Annotated in this window: 20 protein-coding genes and 1 pseudogene; 11 read left to right on the forward strand and 10 right to left on the reverse strand. The window is 36.7% G+C overall.

Annotation, left to right across the window (positions count from 1 at the left end):
• Positions 1–131 precede the first annotated feature (131 nt).
• From AC2TDL_RS04885 to AC2TDL_RS04905, 5 genes and pseudogenes are all read left to right on the forward strand, one after another.
• A complete protein-coding gene (locus AC2TDL_RS04885; protein ID WP_484699071.1) occupies positions 132–1,106 on the forward strand; it encodes a LacI family DNA-binding transcriptional regulator in 975 nt (324 codons plus the stop codon).
• A gap of 124 nt (positions 1,107–1,230) precedes the next feature.
• On the forward strand, positions 1,231–2,574 hold the full coding sequence (locus AC2TDL_RS04890; protein WP_484699072.1) for an ABC transporter substrate-binding protein: 1,344 nt from the start codon (positions 1,231–1,233) through the stop codon (positions 2,572–2,574).
• Between the two features lie 83 nt (positions 2,575–2,657).
• Positions 2,658–3,542: pseudogene (locus tag AC2TDL_RS04895) on the forward strand (carbohydrate ABC transporter permease).
• Positions 3,542–4,378 (forward strand): carbohydrate ABC transporter permease, encoded by an 837-nt coding sequence (locus AC2TDL_RS04900; RefSeq protein WP_484699073.1) that lies wholly within the window; start codon positions 3,542–3,544, stop codon positions 4,376–4,378. The pseudogene AC2TDL_RS04895 and the gene AC2TDL_RS04900 overlap by 1 nt, the downstream one beginning before the upstream one ends.
• Before the next feature lie 31 nt (positions 4,379–4,409).
• Positions 4,410–5,876 carry a glycoside hydrolase family 32 protein gene (locus AC2TDL_RS04905; RefSeq protein WP_484699074.1) on the forward strand — a complete coding sequence of 489 codons (1,467 nt, stop codon included), beginning with the start codon at positions 4,410–4,412 and terminating at the stop codon, positions 5,874–5,876.
• 83 nt (positions 5,877–5,959) lie between these two features.
• Here the strand turns inward: AC2TDL_RS04905 and AC2TDL_RS04910 are convergent, their stop codons facing one another.
• The 6 genes from AC2TDL_RS04910 to AC2TDL_RS04935 all read right to left on the reverse strand — a co-directional run bounded on the left by AC2TDL_RS04910 (position 5,960) and on the right by AC2TDL_RS04935 (position 13,198).
• Positions 5,960–7,291: an ABC transporter substrate-binding protein gene (locus tag AC2TDL_RS04910; protein WP_484699075.1), complete on the reverse strand. Its 1,332-nt coding sequence runs from the start codon at positions 7,289–7,291 to the stop codon at positions 5,960–5,962.
• A gap of 117 nt (positions 7,292–7,408) precedes the next feature.
• A complete protein-coding gene (locus AC2TDL_RS04915) occupies positions 7,409–8,263 on the reverse strand; it encodes a carbohydrate ABC transporter permease (RefSeq protein ID WP_484699076.1) in 855 nt (284 codons plus the stop codon).
• Positions 8,264–8,265: 2 nt separating this feature from the next.
• On the reverse strand, positions 8,266–9,216 hold the full coding sequence (locus AC2TDL_RS04920; protein ID WP_484699077.1) for a carbohydrate ABC transporter permease: 951 nt from the start codon (positions 9,214–9,216) through the stop codon (positions 8,266–8,268).
• A gap of 221 nt (positions 9,217–9,437) precedes the next feature.
• A complete protein-coding gene (locus tag AC2TDL_RS04925; protein ID WP_484699078.1) occupies positions 9,438–11,075 on the reverse strand; it encodes a response regulator transcription factor in 1,638 nt (545 codons plus the stop codon).
• Between the two features lie 6 nt (positions 11,076–11,081).
• Positions 11,082–12,827: a cache domain-containing sensor histidine kinase gene (locus AC2TDL_RS04930; protein ID WP_484699079.1), complete on the reverse strand. Its 1,746-nt coding sequence runs from the start codon at positions 12,825–12,827 to the stop codon at positions 11,082–11,084.
• Positions 12,828–13,009: 182 nt separating this feature from the next.
• On the reverse strand, positions 13,010–13,198 hold the full coding sequence (locus AC2TDL_RS04935) for a hypothetical protein (protein WP_484699080.1): 189 nt from the start codon (positions 13,196–13,198) through the stop codon (positions 13,010–13,012).
• 716 nt (positions 13,199–13,914) lie between these two features.
• Between AC2TDL_RS04935 and AC2TDL_RS04940 the strand changes: the two genes are divergently transcribed.
• The 6 genes from AC2TDL_RS04940 to AC2TDL_RS04965 all read left to right on the forward strand — a co-directional run bounded on the left by AC2TDL_RS04940 (position 13,915) and on the right by AC2TDL_RS04965 (position 19,784).
• Complete coding sequence (locus tag AC2TDL_RS04940; protein ID WP_484699081.1) at positions 13,915–14,949, forward strand: YncE family protein; 1,035 nt, start codon at positions 13,915–13,917, stop codon at positions 14,947–14,949.
• A gap of 76 nt (positions 14,950–15,025) precedes the next feature.
• Positions 15,026–17,074: an S-layer homology domain-containing protein gene (locus AC2TDL_RS04945; protein WP_484699082.1), complete on the forward strand. Its 2,049-nt coding sequence runs from the start codon at positions 15,026–15,028 to the stop codon at positions 17,072–17,074.
• Positions 17,075–17,427: 353 nt separating this feature from the next.
• Positions 17,428–17,916 (forward strand): pyridoxamine 5'-phosphate oxidase family protein, encoded by a 489-nt coding sequence (locus AC2TDL_RS04950; RefSeq protein WP_484699083.1) that lies wholly within the window; start codon positions 17,428–17,430, stop codon positions 17,914–17,916.
• Between the two features lie 305 nt (positions 17,917–18,221).
• Positions 18,222–18,755: a GNAT family N-acetyltransferase gene (locus tag AC2TDL_RS04955; protein ID WP_484699084.1), complete on the forward strand. Its 534-nt coding sequence runs from the start codon at positions 18,222–18,224 to the stop codon at positions 18,753–18,755.
• Positions 18,756–18,837: 82 nt separating this feature from the next.
• Positions 18,838–19,470: a hypothetical protein gene (locus AC2TDL_RS04960; RefSeq protein ID WP_484699085.1), complete on the forward strand. Its 633-nt coding sequence runs from the start codon at positions 18,838–18,840 to the stop codon at positions 19,468–19,470.
• 89 nt (positions 19,471–19,559) lie between these two features.
• Positions 19,560–19,784: a hypothetical protein gene (locus tag AC2TDL_RS04965; RefSeq protein WP_484699086.1), complete on the forward strand. Its 225-nt coding sequence runs from the start codon at positions 19,560–19,562 to the stop codon at positions 19,782–19,784.
• Between the two features lie 24 nt (positions 19,785–19,808).
• Here AC2TDL_RS04965 and AC2TDL_RS04970 read toward each other — a convergent pair whose 3' ends face one another.
• The 4 genes from AC2TDL_RS04970 to AC2TDL_RS04985 form a co-directional block, all read right to left on the reverse strand.
• On the reverse strand, positions 19,809–20,699 hold the full coding sequence (locus AC2TDL_RS04970) for a cell wall hydrolase (protein ID WP_484699087.1): 891 nt from the start codon (positions 20,697–20,699) through the stop codon (positions 19,809–19,811).
• Between the two features lie 166 nt (positions 20,700–20,865).
• Complete coding sequence (locus AC2TDL_RS04975) at positions 20,866–22,581, reverse strand: methyl-accepting chemotaxis protein (protein ID WP_484699088.1); 1,716 nt, start codon at positions 22,579–22,581, stop codon at positions 20,866–20,868.
• A gap of 223 nt (positions 22,582–22,804) precedes the next feature.
• The gene (locus AC2TDL_RS04980; RefSeq protein ID WP_484699089.1) at positions 22,805–23,284 is read right to left on the reverse strand and encodes a hypothetical protein; all 480 of its coding nucleotides are present in this window, start codon (positions 23,282–23,284) and stop codon (positions 22,805–22,807) included.
• Positions 23,284–23,484, reverse strand: coding sequence for a helix-turn-helix transcriptional regulator (locus tag AC2TDL_RS04985; RefSeq protein ID WP_484699090.1), 201 nt, complete (start codon positions 23,482–23,484; stop codon positions 23,284–23,286). Before AC2TDL_RS04985 ends, AC2TDL_RS04980 begins: the two co-directional genes overlap by 1 nt.
• Positions 23,485–23,539: the final 55 nt, after the last annotated feature.

Below are 23,539 nucleotides of genomic sequence, written 5' to 3' on the forward strand. Positions count from 1 at the left end.
AGGGTTGTCCAGATTAATCAGTGATTAACTGGCTGCCCTAATTTTTATATTCTATGAAAAGTAATCATTTTTGTTTGTTGCTGTTTTATATGATATAATTTTGACGATATTTTAAGAGAGGAGGATAGGAGATGCCAACGATAAAAGACGTTGCAAAAAAAGCGGGAGTAACGGTAACGACGGTTTCACGTGTTCTGAATAACCGTGGTTACATAAGTGAACTTACCAGAAAAAAAGTTAAGCTGGCGATGGAAGAATTAAACTATCAGCCTAATGAGATTGCACGTTCATTAACTAGAAAACGTTCTATGATGCTAGGAATGATTATTCCCACGATTGCACACCCTTTTTTCAGCGAAATGGCAAACGCAATAGAGAACTATGCTTCTTCGTTAGGGTATAAACTATTAATTTGCAACTCTAGAATGGAGCAAGCCAAAGAAAAAGAATATATCGATATGCTAAAAAGCAACCGTGTTGACGGTGTCATTATGGGAAGTCATACGCTAGAAGTTGAGGAATATTTGAATTTAAATAAGCCGATTATTACCTTTGATCGAAAAATAGCCAACATACCCTATGTTTCATCAGATAATTATCAAGGCGGAAAACTTGCTGCTGAGCTGCTTATTGCCAAAGGCTGTAAAACGATTGCGCATATAAGTGGCGATCTATCACTCGATATGTTAAGCAATCGCAGAACAGAAGGGTTTATTGATACATTACGCAAGCATCATATTGAGCCTGTTATTATTCAGCTTGGCACAGACAGCTTTGATCAAAGCTCATACGAATCCATCATTACTTCCTTATTTGAAGCAAAACATAAGTTTGATGGAATATTTGCTTCCAGTGATATTGTTGCGATGAAAATTATTAAATTTGCTGCAAAAAGAAACCTTTCCGTACCTAAAGATTTGAAGCTGATCGGCTACGATGATATTGCATTTGCTGAATTAAGTAATCCAAGTCTAACGACGATTAAGCAGCCTATTGAAGAAATGAGCAAGCTTGCAGTTGAATTACTGAACAAGCTTATCAATGGTGAAGAAGTTACTCAAGAGCATACTCTGCCAGTCACGTTAATCGAACGCGATTCAACCTAACTGTTGCCGAATAAAAAAGTTCGGCTTTTATTATGATTTGATATGTCAAGCGGTTGACATGTTAATCGGTTGACATATATAATACCAATTGTAAGCACTTTATTTTATAATTTAGGGGGAAATAATGATAAAAATATTATCATGGTTAACGCTTGTTTTAACTTTCTCACTTCTAGTTAGCGCCTGCAGCAGCAACAACGCTAACAACAGTAATAATGCTAATCAAGCAAATACGTCAAGTAACCAAAGCAGTTCAGAACAAAGCAGCAACAGCAGTGATAATGAAAACGTGAAAATTACGATTCTAAACTCCAAAGCCGAAATACATACGCAAATGACTGAGGCTGGGGAGTTATTTTCAAGTGCTTATCCTCATATTGAGGTTGAAGTTATCTCAACAACTCAAGATCAATCTCCTGTAGAACGTGCATCTGCACTTTATGCATCAGGAAATCCGGCAACATTAACAATGCTTGATACTGGCGATATTGAGAAGTTCGCAGATAAAGCATTAGATCTATCCAATGAAAAATGGGTTGCTGATCTTGCACAGCAATTTTTAATTGACGGAAAAACAATTTCCTTCCCATTTGCCGTTGAAGGTTATGGTTTAATTTATAATAAAGAAGTGCTTGATAATGTTACTGGCGGTTCCTTCGACCCTGCAACGATTAACACAACAGCTAAGCTGGAAAACCTATTCCAAAGCATTGAGCAAGCAGGAATTGTTCCACTTTATATCGGCAGCATGGACTGGTCGCTAGGTAATCACTACTTGGCAATTGCTTACGCTACTCAGCCAGATACAGATGTAAAAGGTTATCTTGAAGTCTTAAAGCAAGGAAATGCTAATCTAGTGAATAACGCTTCCTTTAATGGTTTGCTTGATACATTTGACGTGATGAAAAAATATAACGGCGGTAAAGCTGACCCGATGGCTGTTATTTACGAGCAAAGTACTGCCGCTGTCGCTAAAGGTGAGGCAGCAATGACCTTTAACGGAAACTGGTTTATTACTGAGCTATTAAAATCGAACCCGAATGGTGAATATGGTTTCATTCCTGTTCCAATTTCAAATAATGAAACCGATCATGCTAACTCTTCTGTAGCGGTTGGCGCAACTAAACAATTCTTTATTGATGCAGAAAAAAGCACGCCAGCACAGCAAGAGGCTGCGAAACAATTCTTAGATTGGCTAGTTTACGAGGCTGAAGGTCAAGACTTCCTAGTTAATAAGGCGAACGTTATTCCTGCCTTCAAAAATATTAACCTAGAACTAAATAACTCACTAGCGAAAGCGATTAATGAATATAACGTTACTGGTAAGTCGATTGAATTTGCGGGTAACTTTGTACCTGGAGATCACTGGAAAGTACTAGGAGCTTCCATGCAAAAATATCTTGCTGACAAAGCAGATCGCGCAACTTTAGCTGCAGAAATTGAAGATTATTGGAAAAGTGTTCAATAAACAATAAAGGCTGCATGTTCAGAAAGTCGATAAACGCTGCGTTATCGGCTTTCTGTTTTATATTGCGGTAAAGGAGGAGCTATATGCTAACAGAAAAAAAGCTTTCATCAAGATTAGGTAATCAACTATTGTTTACTGGTCCAACGCTTATAGCATTTATTTCTGTCATTATCATTCCATTTATATACGGGATTTATATGACTTTCTTCAAATGGGATGGAATTTCATCTACAATGCCGTTTAGCGGATTTGATAACTATATTGCAGTTTTTCAGGATAAAAAGTTTTGGACTTCTGTTGGCCTAACGATTAAATATGTAGCGGCAAGCGTCATCTTAATCAACGCATTAGCGTTCTTTCTAGCTTATCTCGTAACAATTGGGATTCGCGGATAGAACTTCTTCCGCACTTCCTTCTTTTCTCCGAATCTGATTGGTGGATTAGTACTGGGCTTTATTTGGCAGTTTATCTTTAATGTATTCCTTCCTTCCATCGGAGAAAGCAATAACTGGGCAATTTTTACGAAAACATGGCTAGGCGATGAGACAAAAGCATTTTGGGCACTCGTCATTGTTACGGTATGGCAATACGCCGGATACATGATGGTTATTTTTATCGCAGGCTTGATGAGTGTACCTAAAGATATTTTAGAAGCAGCAAAAATTGATGGCTCTAACGGGTTTAAACAAATTATTTATATGATCCTGCCATTAATGATCCCTTCGTTTATCGTTACGGTGTTTTTATCATTACAACGAAGCTTTATGGTATACGATGTCAACTATGCGTTAACAGGTGGAGGACCATTCGGCAGCACTGTCATGGCTTCCATGCATGTCTATGATAAAGCGTTCCAACGTTTTGATTACGGTGTCGGTCAAGCAGAGGCATTTGTCTTGTTCTTTATTGTAGCAGTGATTACAATTACTCAGGTTTATTTGACGAAGAAGCTGGAGGTGGAGGCATAATGAATTCTGCTATTTCAAAAGTATTGTCCTACTTCGTATTAATTATCGCCTTTATCTTTTTTATTTTTCCATTTGTCATATTAGTGCTCAATGCCTTTAAGAGCAATTCTGATATCGTCTCAGCTCCATTTGCCTTGCCTTCTAGCATAAGCTTCAGTCAATTTGGACTTGCCATGGAGCAAATGAAATATTGGAGCTCTTTTAAAAATTCATTTGTTATTACATTCGTAAGTCTATTCATTATTTTATTGTGCTCAGCGATGACCGCTCATTATTTCGTTAGAAATAAAACGAAAAGCAATAATTTCTGGTTTCTTGCCATGGTTGCTTCCATGATTATTCCGTTTCAGTCGATTATGATTCCGCTTGTTTCAATTTATGGAGCAAAGCTAGGCTGGATTCAAAATATGCCGCATCTCACACTGATGTTTATGTATGTTGGCTTTGGCAGTTCGCTGGCTGTATTTATTTATCATGGTTTCATTAAAAGTATACCGCTTGAATTAGAAGAGGCCTCCTACATTGATGGCTGTAATCGAGTGCAATCCTTTTTCAAAATTGTAATGCCAATCTTGATTCCTACTTCCGTAACGATTGGCATACTGCATGTACTATGGATGTGGAATGACTTTTTATTACCATTGCTCATCTTGCAAAATGCAGGTGCGGATAGCTATACATTGCCGTTAGCAATCCAAGTATTTAAAGGAACGTACTCTTCTGATTATGAAAAATATTTGCCAGCCGTTGTGATGGTTGTGCTTCCGATTATGGTTCTATATTTATTTGCACAGCGCTTCATTATCCAAGGTGTAACTCAAGGTTCAGTTAAATAACAAAGGAATGCAGGTGAGATTTTTGACGTCAATGATTCGACATAAGGAGGCTATAGCCAAAGCTGAACGCTATACACAACTTCAATTAGAAAAAAACGAACAAGATAAGCATCGTCCATCGTTTCATGCTGTACCTAGAATACATTGGATGAATGATCCGAATGGGTTAATTTATTATAATCAAACGTATCACTTGTTCTATCAGCATAATCCTTATTCAGCGGAATGGGGCAATATTCACTGGGCCCATATGAAAAGCACTAATCTAATAGACTGGGAACACTTGCCAATTGCGCTTGCGCCAAGTGAACAATATGATCGTGACGGCTGCTTCTCTGGCAGTGCCATTGAACATGAAGGGAAGCTGTATTTATTTTATACCTCTAATATTTTCACTTCACCGCAAGGGTTGCCAGATGATCTGCTGCAGCAGCAATGCTTAGCGATTTCTGCGGATGGAGGATTGACCTTTAAAAAATATGAGGGGAATCCAATCATCAGCTCACCGCCTGAACATATTGGTGATAATAACCATTTTCGTGATCCTAAGGTTTGGAAGCATCAGGATCGATGGTATATGGTCTTAGGTACGAAAAAGCATGGAAAAGGCAAAGTAGTTTTATATCAATCAGATAATTTATTGGAATGGAAATTTAAGAGTGTTCTTGTAGAAAGTGATGGAAACATGGGACATATGTTTGAGTGTCCTGATCTATTTACAATAGATGACCATGATATATTGCTTATTTCTCCTGAAGGGATGATGGAACGCCCTGTTTCAGGATATTTTGTAGGCAAGCTAAACTATGAAACTGGCGAGTATGAGCACGGAGAATTTCAATTCTTGGATCATGGACTTCATTTTTACGCGCCGCAAACGTTTGAAGATGAATACAATCGTCGAATTTTGATTGGTTGGATGCCTATGAAAGGCAGCGCCCTTAACAAAAACTGGTCGGGCAGTATGACATTCCCTAGAAAACTTAGCTTAGGCAGCGACAATCGTTTACGCTTCGCACCAGTTGACGAAATCGCTGAGTTGCGAGAACAAGTAGAGCTTCCTTCAATGCCTAATACTTTAAATAATGAAGAAATTGATCTGTATCGCGGAACAGAGCTTGAACTGCTTATTACATTTGATCTAATGAATTGTTCAGCTAAGCAAATCGGAATTCATTTTTTCAAGTCATCCTGTGAACATGCGTTGCTTGGCTACGACCTAGAAAATAATTGTCTCTTGGCAGACTTTAGCAACATCTCTTCTACACCTTATGATAAAACAATCATTCCATTGGGTGATAAGCGAAATTCAAAGCTATCGCTTCAACTTATCATTGATCGTTCGACCGTTGAACTGTTTGTCAATCATGGAGAACTGGCTTTTAGCGCATTAATCTTTCCTCATTTAAATAGTCAGGAGATTGCAGTTTTTGCTAAGGAAGGCTCCGTACATCTGGAACAGCTTCAACTGCATCGGCTAACTAAAAAAAGTAAATGATATAAAACTAAACCCTCCTAAGCCTTAATAAGACTTGGGAGGGTTTTTTATCGTATTATTCCAGTACAATGATTTGATTTACCTTATTGATAATCAGCAATAATTTGTGCTAACTCTTCATAACCTTGCTCTGGTGTAATCACACCAAAAATGATTTTATCTGTTACATCTTTATAATCTTTACGAGCAAAGTTTGCCCAGCCTTCAGGCTCAGGAACATATTCTTGTGCATCTGGCGCTGTATTTTCAATCAAGCGTTTACCCATAAGGTCACCTTCACTGAATGTTGGCGTTAATTGCTCTAATATCGTTTTTGATACTGGCATACCACGGCTGCTTCCTAGAACTGGTGCAACCTCGGCGTTATTAATAAACCAATCAATAAATTTTTGTGCTTCATCAGCATATTTTGAAGACGAAGATACACTCCAATGCATGGATGGTTTTAACCAACCTCCTGCTTCTACATCGCGTGGGAATGTCACCATCTCATACACACCAGGATTAAAGCTGTCTAAAGCATTGGATTGAGATGCGTGCAAGTTTCTTAAAATGACTGTGCCATTCACAAGCAAATCGGCATTCGGATCAAGCTCAACATCCTTAACGCTAATCTCACCTGGAGGCACTACTCCTGCTTCACGAAGCTCAGCAAATTTCGTTTGGAATTCAATAAATGATTCTTTATCAAAATTCAATGAACCGTCTGGTTGGAAAATTTGACCCTTCCCTTTACTTAGCTGATAAGCAGTATACGATTGGAAATGATTCGAAAAATCTTGCAACACATATGGATTGCCTTCTAATTTTTCCTTAGCCTCGTAACCAAAAGCAAAAAAATCATCCCAAGTCCAGTTGTTTTGCGGCAAAGTAATGCCTGATGATTCAACAGCTTTTTTATTGTAGGCTATACCAAAGGCATTATTTCCTAACGGAATTGCATATTGCTTACCGTTATATTTACCAGAGTTCACGAGTGCTTCATCCATATCAGACGTATCAATAGCTGTCAGCTCAAGTAGTTGATCCCTGCTAGAATAGTCTGCTAAATAGCTTGGATCCATTTGAATAATATCTGGCAAGTTTTTTGCTGCAGATTGAGTAGCTGCTTTATCCCAATAACCATCCCAGCCAGAAAACTCTGGTTCAAACGTAATGTGAGGATTTAGCTCTTCATACATTTCAAGCGCTTTCAAAGTTGCGTCATGTCTAGCCTGTGATCCCCACCACATAATACGCAGCTTAATCGGTTCTTTACTAGAAGTTGATTCCTGTGCAGTATTATTCTTTGCTGAATTATTGTCTGAGCTTGTGTTACTTGTCGTTGAATTACTTGAACCGCATGCAGCCAGACCCATAAGCAGTAAAGAAGATGCTAAAAGCGTTGTCATCGTTTTTCTAGCAGAAACCTTCATGGATTATCCCCCTCAATTTTAGATTAAATAAGTTAGAACCTATTACACCCATATCTTATCAACCAAATTTCTGCAAATATATAAGAACGATGCACAATAACTTTCAAAAATGCACAATTATCCTTTTACAGAACCTGCTGTCATCCCATCAACAAAGTGACGTTGAGCTAAAAAGAAGATGATAACTGCTGGTATAATTGATAATAATGACATGGCTAATAATTGTCCCCATGGCATTGCCGATTGCGTATCAACAAATAAACGAAGTGCTAAACCAACCGTATATTTTTCAACAGAGTTAATATAGATAAGATGTCCTAAAAAATCATCCCAGTTCCAAAGGAAACAATAGATTGCTGCACTGACTAAGGCAGGCTTCGTTAGTGGAAGCACAATACGCCAATAAATTCCGAACCAACTGCAGCCATCCATTTTCGCTGATTCATCCAAGTCTCTTGGAATACCGCGTATAAATTGCACCAGCAAGAATACACAGAACGAGCCAGATATTCCGCCCGCCAAAAGATGCGGAACAAAAAACGGCAAATAAGTATTTACCCAATTCCAGCTATTAAACATTACATATTGCGGAACCATTGTTACTTGAGAAGGCAGCATTAACGTAATAAGCAGTATTGCAAACCACATACCTTTTAACGGAAAATCTAGTCTAGCAAAGGCAAAGGCTGCAAAGCTGCAAGAAATCAATGTAAATAACACTACTAAAGTAATAAGATAAAAGGAATTAATATAGAAAGTTGTAAATGTGAAATTAGGGATTGCCTTCCAACCTTCACTAAAGTTGCTCCACATCGGAACTTCTGGGAAAAGACCTGGATTTCTCATTTCCTCATTCGTTTTTAGTGAAGCACCTATCCACCAAAAAACGGGATACATCATAAATAAGCTAACGAGAATAAGAAATAGATGACTTTTCCATGTTTTGTTTTTAGCTAATCTTTGCACGTTCATGCTTATTTACCTCCTTCTGACTCATAGAACACCCAAGTACGAGAGCTCGCAAAAATAAGGGCTGTAAATACCGCAATAATAACGAGCATGATCCATGCGAGTGAAGAAGCATAGCCCATCTGTAAGCGAGCAAAGGCCCGATCATAAAGATAAAGCGCATACATATACGTCGAGTTTATCGGACCGCCCTTCGTAATAATGAATGCTTGAGTGAAGGTTTGAAAAGCATTGATCGTCTGCAATACAAGATTAAATAAAATAACTGGAGAAAGCATCGGCAACGTAATTCTAAAAAACTGACGTATTTTACCCGCTCCATCTACAGAAGAAGCTTCATACAGTTCAGTAGGAATCTGCTTTAAACCAGCTAAGAAAATAATCATTGATGAGCCAAATTGCCAAACGACTAACAGAATCAATGTTCCTAACGCCGTCTTTGGATTAGTAATCCAGTTGACGCCTTGGATTCCGAATAGCGCTAACACTTGATTGAAAAGCCCTTCTCCATCGAAAATCTGCTTCCATAAAATAGAGACAGCAATACTTGTTCCAATCAATGATGGTAAATAAATCATCGTTCTATAAAACGATATTCCTTTAATCTTTTTGTTTAACAGCATCGCGATTAGCAAGGCAGTTAATAATTTTAGTGGAACTGAAATAAATACAAAAAGAAAAGTAACTTTTAGTGACTGAACAAATGTGGAATCCTGAGTAAAGATCCGCTTATAGTTATCCAAGCCTACCCATTGCGGAGCTTCAAGCAAAGAATATTTTGTAAATGAAAAATAAAGTGATTGAAACATCGGCCAAAAGGTTAACAGAAATATTCCTAATAACCAAGGCGCTAAAAATAAATAGCCAGCAATAGGTGAATTCCAGCGACTTAAAAACCTCTTTAATGCAGATTTCTTTCTAGGCACTTCAGTTGCAGCTAATGATTTTGTTGTCATAATGACGATCACCTCGGCATCTTGTTCTTAATGTAAGCATAGCGAATTTACTTCCCTTAACATATAAGAAGGATGCACAATAACTTTCAGTATTGTAAGCTTTTTTGCAAATGACAACTATTTTGAAAATAAGCTTAGCTGCTGCTTAATAAAAAGCTGATCTTTGTTCCTTTTTGTAGTCGTATCCCTTGACAAAGTTGGCGAAAAAAACTAGAACGCTACTAAAGCTTATATAACTCCGTCGGCTTCTTCCCTGTATATTTTTTGAACTGTGTACTGAAATAAGGAACATTTTTATAACCAACATGCTCGGCTATTTCATAAATTAACAGCTTTCCTTCCAAAATCATTTCTTTCGCTTTTTCCATTCGCACACGGGTTAAATAGCTGTTAAAAGACTCGCCTATCGCTTTTTTGAAAAGATAACTTAAATAATTTCGCGAAATATACATCCGATCAGCCAAATCTGTAATCGTGATTTGCTCATTGTAATGTTCATGAATATAGCTTACTAAATAATCGATGACCCGTTTATGCTTCACATTATCGACATCAATATTTTGCTTATAATTACAAATTTCTTTCACTTGCTCACAAAGCCAATCAGCAAATTGACAGGCTGTTGTCACAGCTTTTAATTTACTTTTTGCACTTTTCTCGTCAATAATCTCCTCCAGCTGGACATTTACCTCAAATAAAGCATAAGCAAGAATCATCCACACCTCATCCCCTAGCTGCTGCAGCCGTTGCACCTGTAAGCTCTTATTTCCAGCCAGTTCTGAACAAAAATCATAGATGGTTGCGATACTCTTTTCTTCATTAAACCCTTTAATTGCCTCTGATATTTGTTGATAAAAATGAATCGGCCGCAATTGATGTGGATTATCCTGAGCACGAGATGATATCGTGTGATTGTAAATATAAAGTGGAATATCATGCTCCGGATTATAAACTTTCGTATTTATCGCTTGAAACGCTTCTTCCGTAGAATCCGAAATTTTTTCCCAGCTTTGCTTTAGTAAGCCTAAGCCAATATGGATAGTCATTTGCAAATACTGCTCTACATTTTTAATTAATTGTCTTGCTAATAAACGTAAACGTTGTTCAATCTCCAATTCCTTTTCACTTTTCGCAAAATGTAAAATAATCGCTAAATGATTGCTAAAAAGTTCTACATATTCAAAATTGGTGACATGTTCTTGACAAACCTCGTTTATAATATTGCTTACGGCAAAGCGGAACAGACTAAGATCTTTTGACGAGACCGTTAATCTTTCAGTAGGAATAATTTCAATCGCTAGCACAATATGCTGCTGATGATGCCAATGCTGATATTTAGGCGGAATCATTGCCATAGTCCCGATTTGTGAATTTCTTGCAGCGATTGTGATCGACTTTACCCATTCCTTTTCTACGAAAGGCTCATACATTTTTAGTCGTTGTTCCAGTTCGACGTTTTTGTTTTTTTGCTTCAATTCTTCATCAAGCTGCTGTATCACATTTTCCAATACGTTTTTTATAGACTTTACCGTAATTGGCTTATTTAGATAGTCAACGATACCAAGGCGCAAAGCCTTGCGTGCGTATTCAAAATCAGAATAACCGCTTAAAATAATAATTTTCCCGCAAAAATCTTTATGTTCTGAACTTAGCTGCTCAACCATTTCTAGCCCATTCATAATAGGCATATAAATATCGGTAATGACGATGTCTGGATTTACAGTTTTAATTAACTCTAAACCTTCTTCGCCATTCGCTGCCTCGCCTACCCATTCCAGCTCTAACTCCTCCCATGGAATAACTGACTTCATTCCTTGAAGAACATTTTTGTCGTCGTCAATAATAACTACCTTCCACATGTCTATTCACCTTTCGTCATGATTTTGAAGTATAGGAATGGTTATCTGGACAGTTGTACCTTTCCCGCCCGCATTATTCATAAGATGAATGCCATAGTCATCGCCAAAAAATATTTGAATTCGTTCTCTTACATTGCGAATGCCATAGCCGCCTGTTTTCTTCTTACCTTGAATTTCCCAATTTTCTCGTAATCCATTGCCGTCATCAATGATTTGAAATTCAATTTGCTTCTCCTTTTCATTTGCAGCTGCTTTTATAATAACTTGTCCGCTATCTCTTCCATGAAATCCATGGATAAATGCATTTTCGATAAACGGCTGCAAGGTCATTTTAGGAATGTAACATTCCATTAAATTTTCCGGAATTTCGATTTGTAAAGTAAATTGCTCTCCCAGTCGAAGCTGCTGAATTTCCATATAACAAGCACTTAATGTAAGCTCATCTCTAATCGTAATTAAGCTTTCTCCATTCGATAAGCCGATGCGGAACATTTTCCCCATCAATTCAAGCACCTGACTAATTTTCTCTTGTCCTGATCCGATCGCCATCCAATTTAATTGATCTAAAGTGTTATATAAGAAATGAGGGTTAATCATCGCTTGCAGCGCTTTAATTTCTGCTTCCTTTTGATTTTTATATTGCTCTTCTAATGAAGCGTACAACGCCTCAATTCGTTCAATTAATTTGCGATATCCGGCAAACATTCGACCAAATTCATTAGAATAATCTGTCGGTAAATTAATTTTGTTAGTGCTGCCAAAATAGCTTCCCATTTCCTTTAGTAACAAGCGAATCGGCTTAACAAATTGTCTTGCAAAAATTAATGTGCAAATTAACGCAACAACAATGACACCAATTCCTACAAATCCTAGTACGACAGCAATCTTCACGCTGCCCTTCGTTAGTTCAGCTAATGGTGTGAATTCTACTAATATCCAATTCTCATTTATATTTTTCGACCAAACCATTAAATAATCGTCGTCTTTGCCAGAATTACTTTTTATTTGAACCCGCATATGACCTTTGCTGTTCGTAATTGAGGATAAATATTCGTTAACCTGCTTCGTATCTAAATCAAGCTCCCCGATAGACAGCATCAGTCTGCCACCAGAATCAAGCAGTAAACGATTAGCATCATTATTACCTTGAAACAACTGCTTAATTGAAGCGCTATCAATATTTAAAAGCAATAATCCTTGATAGTCTCCCGCTTCTGAATATACTTTTCTGGCAAAACTAATTACATTTACATCACCGCGATGCGATTGAATACGATGCTCGCCTATCCAATGAAAATCAGTATTTCTCAACTCCTCGGAATACCATGGTTCATGTACCATCTGATCATGCTCAATAAAGCGAACTGGTGAAGCAGTAATCGGATCCGACCAATTATCCACATAAAAGTAAACGGTTTCAATACTCTTTGTTGCATAGGTAATTTGTGCAAGTAATGATTTTACTTCTTTTTGCTTTGCATACGTTTTATAGCTGCTATCATCAGCTTCAATATACTTTAATAAATTAGGATTTCGACTTGTCGTTAATGACAATTGCTCAACTGCTTTTGTTTGCAATACAACTTTATTGTAGTATTCATTTAATAAATTTTGTTGGTAGAAAGAGGTGTTTTGCACAATTTGCTGAGCAGAATAAGAATACGCTACCCAACTGACAATGACTAATAACGTTGTCGTAAAACCAGCTATACAACTAAAGAGAAGGTATTCTATACGTACTTTTTTAAACATACATTTTCCACCTTGTCAATAATGTAAAAACTAGATCTTTTTTTCATGCACTAGATGTGGCGTTAAATTTGAAATGGACAGTTAATAAAAAATGATTGCATTTTGCCCGCTAAATGTATAAACTATTAATAATTTCAAGGTAAATAAATCAATAATAACCATATAATTGAATATTATTTAATCTATTTACGCTTATTTTTTTCAAAGCGAGCAAATACAATTAAGGCAGCTAATACCATTCCTATTAAACCTAAATTTGAAGCTGTCTCTAGTTCCATTCCAAGTAGTAAGCATAAATTCGTTACAAAGCTCTTGGCTATTAGTGCAATCGCAATAAGAAGAAATGGACGCACAAAATTATATCTTTTCAACAGTTCTTCACACTCCCGCCTCTAATGTCTAATATTCTGTTAATTCCCAATTAGTATAGCAGAAACTAGCTGGGAAAAAGTATAATTTTCTTGCCTTCCTACTTTCTCTTGTCTTATACCAAGAGATATAGTTACTATTCGATCATTCGGGAAATAACTAACAATCTTCTATCACTTTTTGTGCTAAACGATAATAAAGATTGCTTCTCCCCCGGCTACTACACACATCATCCGAAATCTCACAATCGTTTGGGCTGGCATTTTTATATCTGGCAATAGCTCTCTTAATATTATTTAATATAGTCGTTTTTTTACATTAAATGGAACAAAAATTTGTACTCCGTTATATTATCAGCTCCTAAGTAAAAAAATCAATTTTGTAATTTACATTACAGACTTCTAATTGCTTCAACCATACAATTAGCTAAAGTATAGCTGCTGTTTTTTTGATTTTACATTTTGAGGGTGGTGTTGCTTTTGAAAATAAATGTGCTAACAAAAAGCTAATTATTTTGTCAGCTCTATTTCAATCAATTTAAGGATGGTGTAAAAATGAATCAAAAAAAGACAAAAGGTTGGGCTGGCAGGCTAGGGAAGTTGTTGCTCTCTGCAACTTTAGTCGTTTCAGCATTTACAGCTCAATTAGCTGTACCTAAACTGAGGCAGCTTCTATTTCAGAAAATGTATCGACAAAATTGTATATGCAGAGTTTTTCATTGGCAACAGTTTCAAATCAAGATACTGTAACATTCTCATTGACTCCGTTTAACATGTACAATTACCAAGCTGAAAATAAAGAAGGACTATTTCCCTCTAGCAATACTCTTCGTCTTAGTTATGATAGCAGTCGTTTAATTAGTGCACAGGCTATAAGCCCTGATGGCAACTATAGTGCATTCGCTTATAAAAGCGGCAATCAAAACACTTATATTATGATTACGAATTTATCAGATGGTAGCGTAAAATATATAACTTATAGCGGAACTCAAAGTACTCAAGGTTTTTATCCCACTGATGCAACTTTTTCCCCAGATGGTACTAAGCTGTTGTTAGTTGGCGGCAGTACATCAAATCTAAGCAGCGGTGTTGCTAAGGTGCTGGTATTTAACACAATCGACATCCTTAACGCCAACCCTAGCAATGTTCTAAATCCTGTCGCTGATTTTAAAATTTCATCACGCTTTAATCCAAGCTCAATCGTAGCTGTAGGTGACTATTACTATGTATCGTTCAAAGATACAAATAGTGGTTTACCTACTCCGGCATCGGTTGTTGAAGTATTTTCTCTTGCGGATCACAGCAATGTAGACTCAATTTCTTTGGATACAGGATCTGGGATTTCCCATCGAGTTAATCAGTTAATCGTAAGCCCAGATAATAAAAAAATCTATGCTTATGAAATTACAGGCAGGAAAGTTTCAGTAATTAACGCTCTTACGAATCAAGTTGAGTCAATTCACACATTAGATGTCTCTTATTTTCAAGGTGCAGATCCGATGGGGGCTGGACTTTCACCTGATGGAGATACTTTCTATGTAGCTTTTAAAAAGAATTCTACTAATGGCAGTAAAACAGGTTTTGCAAAATATGATACAACGAACTTTAGTGATTCAGGCACAAAAGAAATTGTGAGCGATGGATCAACTTCATATTATGCCTATAATGTTGGTTTAAGCCCGGACGGTTCTAAACTTCCCTGTACAATACGGGTATGCTACGGATTTACAAGGGATTTCAGTAGATCAAGCTAATATAAGCCTGAATAATATTCTTCCAGCTGCACTTCCAGCTGTTACCGCTAGCTATTCTAATGGACTATCTTATACAGTGCCAGCAAATGAAGTTACAGCTACATCCAGTGATTCTAATATTTTAGAAATTGATAGCAGTAACAGACTTGTAGCTAAAAGCACTGGAGATGCAACTTTAACTTTAGAATACCTTGGTAAATCAGTTGAAGTGGATGTTTCAGTCAATCTAGTTGCAACTTACTATAAACTAAATTATTTTAACGATAATATTGCTCTAGGTTCTTCTGTTCAATTAGAGCTTATGGGTTATAACGATAACGATGATCCCGTTGGCAAAGTTCCAAATAACCTAGTAACGTACACATCAATCTTGAATCCAAATGTTGTAAGAGTTTCGAATGATGGTCTCGCTACTGCAATCTCAACAAATGCTGGTTATGGAATTATTTCAGCTAGCTACAATGGTGCTGAAGTAGCAAGAACTCAACTTAATGTTACTTCTATGACATTAACTAAGTTAGAAGTTGCTAATTCACCGGTTACAATTGTTCAAGGAATTCCACAAGCCATCAGCTTTGACTTAACGTATGGCGTTAATAAAATTACAGTTGACAGCAATGAAGTTTCTGGCATTGATTTAACTTCAAGCAATACGAATATTGTAGAAGTTGTAAACGGCAAGGTATTAGGTGTTGATGCTGGAACAGCTTCGCTCACTGCAAATTACAGTGGAAAATCTATAACATTCGATGTTACTGTAGATGAAACTGTTACTTCTTTATCATTTGATAAAACCGAATTTATTATGGATCCTACTGTATTAGCACCTGAGTACTTTACACTTACGGCTCACTATCCAAATCATGTTGATGTAGTGCTTAATGCTCAACATAACGTAAACTTTACCTTTGCACCTGCTAATTTCGGATATGTTAGCTATGACAACGACGAAGGCAAATTCTCTTATACTGCGCTTATGGCAAATGAAGGAGAAGGTACACTGACTGCTAAACTGGGCAGTGCTTCAGCTTCTGTACCTGTAACAGTATTTGCTCCGATCGATGGAATTCAAGTAATAGGTGATGATATTCTTGAGGCAGGAAGCGAGTCACAATTAACGTTTTATAGAAAACTCGGCGCCAATATGTACAATTATTTAGAATCAGATAGTACAGAATTAACAGTAACGTCTTCGGACAGTTCAATTGCAACTGTTAGTAATAATTTTACAGTAACTGGGGTATCAGTTGGTACGGCAACAATTTCTTATGCTTACAAATATTTAGATGGCGTAACATACACTTATGATTTTGAAGTGGTTGTAGAAGCTGGAGCAGCAACTCCTACTCCTACGAATGATGGTGGCGGTGCTCAGCCTTCTCCATCTCCTTCTCCATCCCCGACTCCTAGTCCGACGAGTCGCCCAGGTGGTGGAAGTGGAAGCAGCGGTGGTGGCAGCAGTGCACCGGATCCAAGCCCAAGTCCTAGTCCTAGCGCTAGCCCGGTAACGGAAGAGCCTACTGCAAGTGCTACTCCTGAGCCTAGCAGCCCTGTGGCTACACCAAGCCCAGGTTCAGAAACTGTATCTGCACCAAGTTTTACTGATATCGATAACCATTGGGCATCTATGTCAATTAAACGCGGAGTAGAAAGCGGCTTGATTAATGGCTTTAGCGATGGAACATTCCGTCCTGACGCCGAGGTATCTCGCGGTCAATTTGCAGTAATGCTTTACCGCGCATTAGGCTTAACTAATACAGAAGAGACAAACTTTACAGATGCTATCCCTGCTTGGGCTAAAGATGCAGTTAATGCCGTAACGAAAGCTGGTTACATGAAAGGATACATGGATAACAGTTTCAGACCAGAGCAAACTATGACACGTGCTGAACTAGCTGTAGTTGTCACAAGATTGCTGAATCTGGAATCAAGCGCAACAAGTACTTCATTTAACGATGCGGCATCTATCCCAACATGGGCAATTACTGCTATAAATGCTGTCTCTGAAGCAGGAATTATGACTGGCTATTCAAATGGCTCATTCCGTGCAGACGAAATTGTAACACATGCTGAAGCTCTTGTTGTTCTGCTTCGAGTATTAGACAATATGGAACGTAATCAATAAAACTTTATAAAATAACTTGGTCTCACTAAATAAGGTTGGAAGAAAAAATGGAGCTGCATCATATAAAATGCAGACTCCAATCTTCCAACCTTTGTTATTTATTTTTAAAATGTATTTTCTGATAAAAAAATTAATATATTAATTACAATATTTATGTCTTCTGTTCAATCAAATCAATTATTTTCAATAAACCTAAACAAATTAGAGTATAAATAAACAATTGAATATATATTCGATGCTCATCTAACTCATAAATTCCCTTACATTTTTTAAATGAACGTAATGAATTTTATAACAGATTAACGGTAACAATAAAAATGATCTACTTTAATATAGATAGGAGCTGTTATCTCATGACCCAATCTGATCATGAAAAGGCAATAGAAACCGTCCGTAAATTAATTAAAGGCATCGATATCGCAATGCTAACAACAATTACCTCTGAGGGCTTAGTATCAAGACCTATGAAAACACAGGAAGTGGAGTTCGACGGAGATCTTTACTTTATTACGAAAAAGGATACAAGCAAATATGAGGAGTTAGCACATAATCCGCATGTTAATGTCGTCTATGTTGGAGATTCCTATGTATCTATTCGCGGAAAAGGGCAGTTAATACAAGACCGAGATAAAATAAAGCAATATTGGAACGTCGCTTATGAAAAAATGCTAAAAACAACAAGCGATGATCCTAACCTAATTCTAATTAAAGTAAATGCTGAAACTGCTGAGTATTGGGATACTGGCAATTGGCTTAAATCTGCTCTAGCCTTTGTCTATCAACTATCAGGTAAAAAAGATCCTGATCAAACCAATATTAACAATACTATCAAGCTAAAGTAACTTTAATCTAAAAGAACTTCAGACTTTAACATAAAATATAAAATGAAAACGAGCTAAACCATTATGAGCTCGTTTGTTTTATATAATGAGTTCCTCTCAATTATTAAACTATAAATACTTCCTCTCATTCCTTCCTTATTTAAATAACTCCCTTCTTGCTTCTTGTTTTAAATACTATACATCTACTTTATTACAGAAATATTGCTGAATTAATTTATAATAAAAAGTGGAATTTATATTTATTTTATTACAAGCAGCTAATTATTCCGTTATACTTATTATTAGTAACAACAAAGGAGCGAAAAATGAAAATATTATTAATAGATCAACTTAAAAACTCAACTTTTTCTGATGATATATGGAAATTAATTGTAACTTATGATTACAGCTTTATACCTCCGCTATCAGCAAGAGAAACATCTACGCAAAGCAGTTTAATACCTAATAGAGAAGCGCCAAACATCAAACCATATAAATACTTTGCAGCGTTAAAGGAACAAAGCTGCTATATTGCCCTAAATTCTGAAGATAAGGTTCTAGGCTTTATGTCCTTTCGCCCGCACTATATTTGCGAGGAACTGAACGATAACATTGATACACTATATATTTCAACGATTATTGTTGATGAGCAATATCGCGGTCAAGGAATTACAAATTCATTTTACGATGAAATTGAACAACTTGCAGCTAACGAACAGAAACCTGTAACAACGCGAACGTGGTCTACCAATGACAGTCACATCCATGTATTAAAAAAACGAGGCTATAAAGAGGCTCTTGTCATTAAAGATGGTCGTGGTCCACAAATTGATACCGTCTATTTTCGTAAATCAATATAAGGAGCAATAAACTGTAATAGAACGTAAACTTTCACTTTGGCAAAAACTTGTTGCCTATAAGCTCAAAAATAATATCTATGTATTGGCGTTACTGCTTATCAGCGTTTTACTTTCCTTTATTGTTTATGCTTCACCTTTAGCTTCTTTCAAATTCGTACCAGAAATATCGTTAGCTATCGCGACCTCATTACTAGCAACAATCTTTTCGATTGTTGCTGATATGTATGTAAAATTTAGAACCTATGAAAATGATCAGCTAATCGAAGGAATCCATGAATTTGGAATTGGAGACTTGCACTTTAATAAGCAGCAATTACTAGAGCATTTACTCGCCTCCTGTGATAAAGAAGTTTGGGTGTCTGGTTATCGCTTAATTGTTACCTCAAAAATTAAATCAAGTCTGGCTCAAGCGCTCAATCAAGGAGCAAAGATGAAAATTTTAATCTGCCCTCCGTGGCAGGATGGATTCCGCATTGTATATGGGCAAAATGAGAAGGTGATTGATAATTACTGCCAAGTATTTAATACGCTCATTAAAGCAGCCAAAGAGAAAAATAAGTCTATCGAGGAATTATGCGAGGTACGTTTTACTAACAAGCCACTGTTTAATGATACGTATAAAATTGATATGCACTTAATAACAGGCTCTTATATGCATAATAAGGACGATGAACATCAGCATATTACAGCCATGATTTTTTTACCTATAGCCTAATACGAAAAAGCAGACTATATCATTTAATTGAAAATGAATATTTAACTCTTTGGAATGAAGCAGAGCAACAACTGAAATGGGATAAATACTTGCAAGCCGCTGAACAAATTCGAATAGGTGACTTGCGTGAAAGCGAAAAAGTACAGTTAATGATAAACTCCTGTACAAGCAGCCAGCAAACCAAAGAAAAGAAAGCTATTACTCTGCTAAAATCTAAAAAAACCAAGCTAGAAACGACCGTAGCATGTATGCACCTTGCTAAGCTCATTTCTTCTAGCTTGGTTTTCTTTTTAATTACTTTATTGATTGGTTAAGTCAAATTTACAAATTCAATTGCACTATTTAGCAAATGTATGATTACCGATCTTTGTAGTAACTGTACGATTGCGTACCCATGCATTGCTCGTTTTACGTGGATTATAGAATACAACAGCACCTAAGCTTGGATCCGAGCCATTAATTGCATCCTGTACGGCCCGCTTTGTATCTTCACTTGGCTTTACACTATAAATACGTTTATCTAACACTGGAGAATATTGATAGTAGGCTTTGCCGTTATAATATTCTACTTGAAAGATTGTATCGATGATTGAATCAGGCCATTCATCACTAGCAACTCGATTTAAAATTGACGCAGCAACTGCTACTTTACCTTTATAGCTTTCTCCGCCAGCTTCAGCCTCTGTTATTTGATAGAGCCAATGCAGCTCTTCCTCAGTCGGCTGAATCGTTGAGCTGGAAAGCAGTTTCATATCAGATTGAGCTAGAGCAACTACTTGATTTTCTGAGGTTGAAATGACCGCAGCTCTCAGCTTGGCATTGTACTGAACAGTTAAGCCTAGTTTCTTTGCTGTATAGGCTAACGGCACGTAGCTGATCCCATTTATTAATGTAGTTCGGGTTTCTAGCTGGTCTCTCATCCATTTTTGATTATCTTGGATATGATAGTCTGTATGTAACGTCCCTATTGGATAGCTTATTTCAACTAAGTCATTACTTAGCACTGCTGCACGATACTGTGAGTTCCATGTTACCGAAACATCAAACATACGGAAAAAGGAAGCTGGCACTAACTGATATCCATTTTGCTTTATAACTGTCGTTTGAACTGGTTGATTATTAATATAAATTTTTGTTGTGCTTGCTGCTTGTGCAGAAGCTGTAAAATTGGGAAGGGTCAATCCAATTGCTAACATAAATACTGTTAATAATTTCGTTCTTTTTTTCATATAATGACCTCCTGCTTGCCTCATTATACAGGAATATTGTCATAACTTATGATGGTAAAAGAAGGGTAATGAGAGAGACCACTTCCACTTAATTAGCTAAAATTAGCGCTACATCTATAATTCTATAAAAATAGCGTTTTACATTTATGAAAAATCTTAAAAGATTCTAATCAATTTTGAAACGCTCAATTAGACGCTCAAGTTCAACCGACATTTCTCCTAACTGTAAGGATGCAGCTGATACTTCCTCCATTGAGGACGTTTGCTCCTCAATTTCTGTATTAACTACCTGTGCTCGATCAGAAGCCTCATTGGTAACCACTAAAATTTGATCCATAACATGAACCATATGATCAGTATTCGCATGAACTTCCTCTACGATCGCGGAAATTTCCTGACTTTGTGCGGATAGCTGACCTATGGCATGAACAATATGTTTAAACATATTCCCAGAATTGTTTACATAGCTTATTCCTTGTTGTGCCACGACTGCTCCTTGTCTCATTGAGCTTACGGCGTGCTCAGCTTCTCTTTGTACCATTTCAATTAACTCACGAATTTCATCTGCGGACTTAAGAGATTGATCTGCTAACTTTTTCACTTCATGAGCTACTACACTAAATCCTGCACCATGCTCGCCAGCATGCGCCGCTTCTATTGAGGCATTTAACGCTAATAAATGTGTTTGATTCGCTATTTCAGAAATCATTGTAACAATACTGCTAATTTGCATCGTTTTTTCATTTAATCGCTCAATTACATCGGATGCCTTTGATACCGTCTGATCGATCATTTTCATCTGATTAATCGTAGCTTCAACGATTTGTTGACCTGCGTTTGCTTCTTCATTCACTGAAACTGCAAACTCCGTCATATCCTGTATCACAATAGCTGTCTGCTGCATCCCTGAAGCAATTTCATTGGTAGCAATAGTCGCCGAAGTTAAGCTGCTTTTTTGCTTGTCAGCACCGATTGCAACTTGGTTAATTTCCTCACTAATTTGCTCTGCTGATTTCGTTGTTTGCTCTGTACTTTGCACAAGCTGCTTAGAAGCCATTGAAACTTTATGTGATGTACAAGCTACCTTAGATATAAGCTCTTTAAGATGACCTATCATTTTCTCTATTGAGTGTAATAGTTGTCCAATTTCATCATTCATTTTAACTTTTGGCACATGAGCAGTTAAATCTCCATTTGCTACAGAATCTAATACTTTTACAGTACTTTGAATCCGTTGTATCATTGGGCGAGTAAACAAATAAATCAATGCAAATGCGGCTATTAGAATAATGGATGCTTCTAAAACAACTTTTTGCAATAGCTCATCCTTTATTAATTGAATTCGTTCATTTGCATCAGGAGCGCCTACATATAGTATCCCAACAATTTCGCCTGTCTCATTTTTTAAAGGCATATATGCAGCCTGATAGCTATTCCCCACTACATTTGCAGTTCCATAGAAATTTTCACCTTTAACTAAAACCTGTTGCTCTACTGCCTTGGATATCGTTGTGCCGATGGCTCGTTCGCCATTATCAGTTACTACATTTGTAGCTACACGAGTATTTCCCATAAAAATAGTTACAGTATCACCATTTGTAAATTGACCAAGCATATCAATCATATCATTGTTACCATTAATTAATGTTGTTCCTTTATACAATTGATTTTCTTTAATATGCCATTCCCCTGGTATTTCTAGGTCTATTATATGATAGCTCATTTGCAAATCAGCTTTTGCCTTTTCTAGAGCTTCATTTTCAATTACATTCGTAGCAACATTAACTTGCTGATAACAAAGTACTGAAAAAGATCCTATAAGAATAATCATATATATACCAAAAACCTTCGTTCGAATCGATTGAAATAATTTTTTTATCATAACTATTTCTCCTTTTTGGTAATGTGTGTTAATATTTATTTATATTTTTACTGTAACAGTTATAGCTGTTTAATCTGTGCGAAAAATCACATAATTGAATAATTTGTAATTTTATACTGGTTGTTTCATAAATAACACTATTATTTTTTATTTATTTACACTAATAAAAAATGCATAGTCTGGAATATAAAATTCCGTAGACTATGCATTAAATTTATGTGCGTTATTGTTTAAGTTCCTCGTTTGCGTTACGTAGAGCAGTAATTGTCGTTACGATATTGATCATAATCGGAGGAATAGCGGCCAATATCACTTTCCAATTATCGATGAGCAGAGCTATTACAACAAATAATAAGGGCAGCAAGATACCAATTAAGATTGACGATACAATGATTGCTTTTTTCATTTTTATCCCTGTAAAGCCCATCGCATATACAACACTAGCTATCCCCCAGCTTGCAAGCATAACGAACAATAGGATTGACAAGGAAGGCATAATGTTTAGCTTTACTCCTACAATGTGTAAGGACATTAATAAATAAATCGCCGCAATCGTCATGAACCAAGAAAAAGAACGTGCTTTTAGCATAATATGAACTTGCAATTCATCCATACGTCCCTTGTTATGCGCTGCTTTCCTTCCAAAAAACCAGCCTATTACAGCAAGTGTTAGACCGCCATACAGTCCAAGTAACTCCATCATTACTCCTCCTTTTCAAAAATAAACACTTCTTCAATTGACCGTTGAAATGAACGTGAAATTTTAAACGCAAGTTCTAAGGATGGATTATATCGCCCATTTTCTATGGCAATAATGGACTGACGAGATACACCTACCTGCTCTGCCAATTGCTCCTGAGTAATATTGAACTGGCTGCGCAGATCGCGAATGCGATTTTCCACACAATAGCCCCCTAATGTAAAGTTAACTTTACAATAAATATAAAATATGGGTTTA

The sequence above is a fragment of the Paenibacillus sp. plas6 genome (assembly GCF_057221655.1).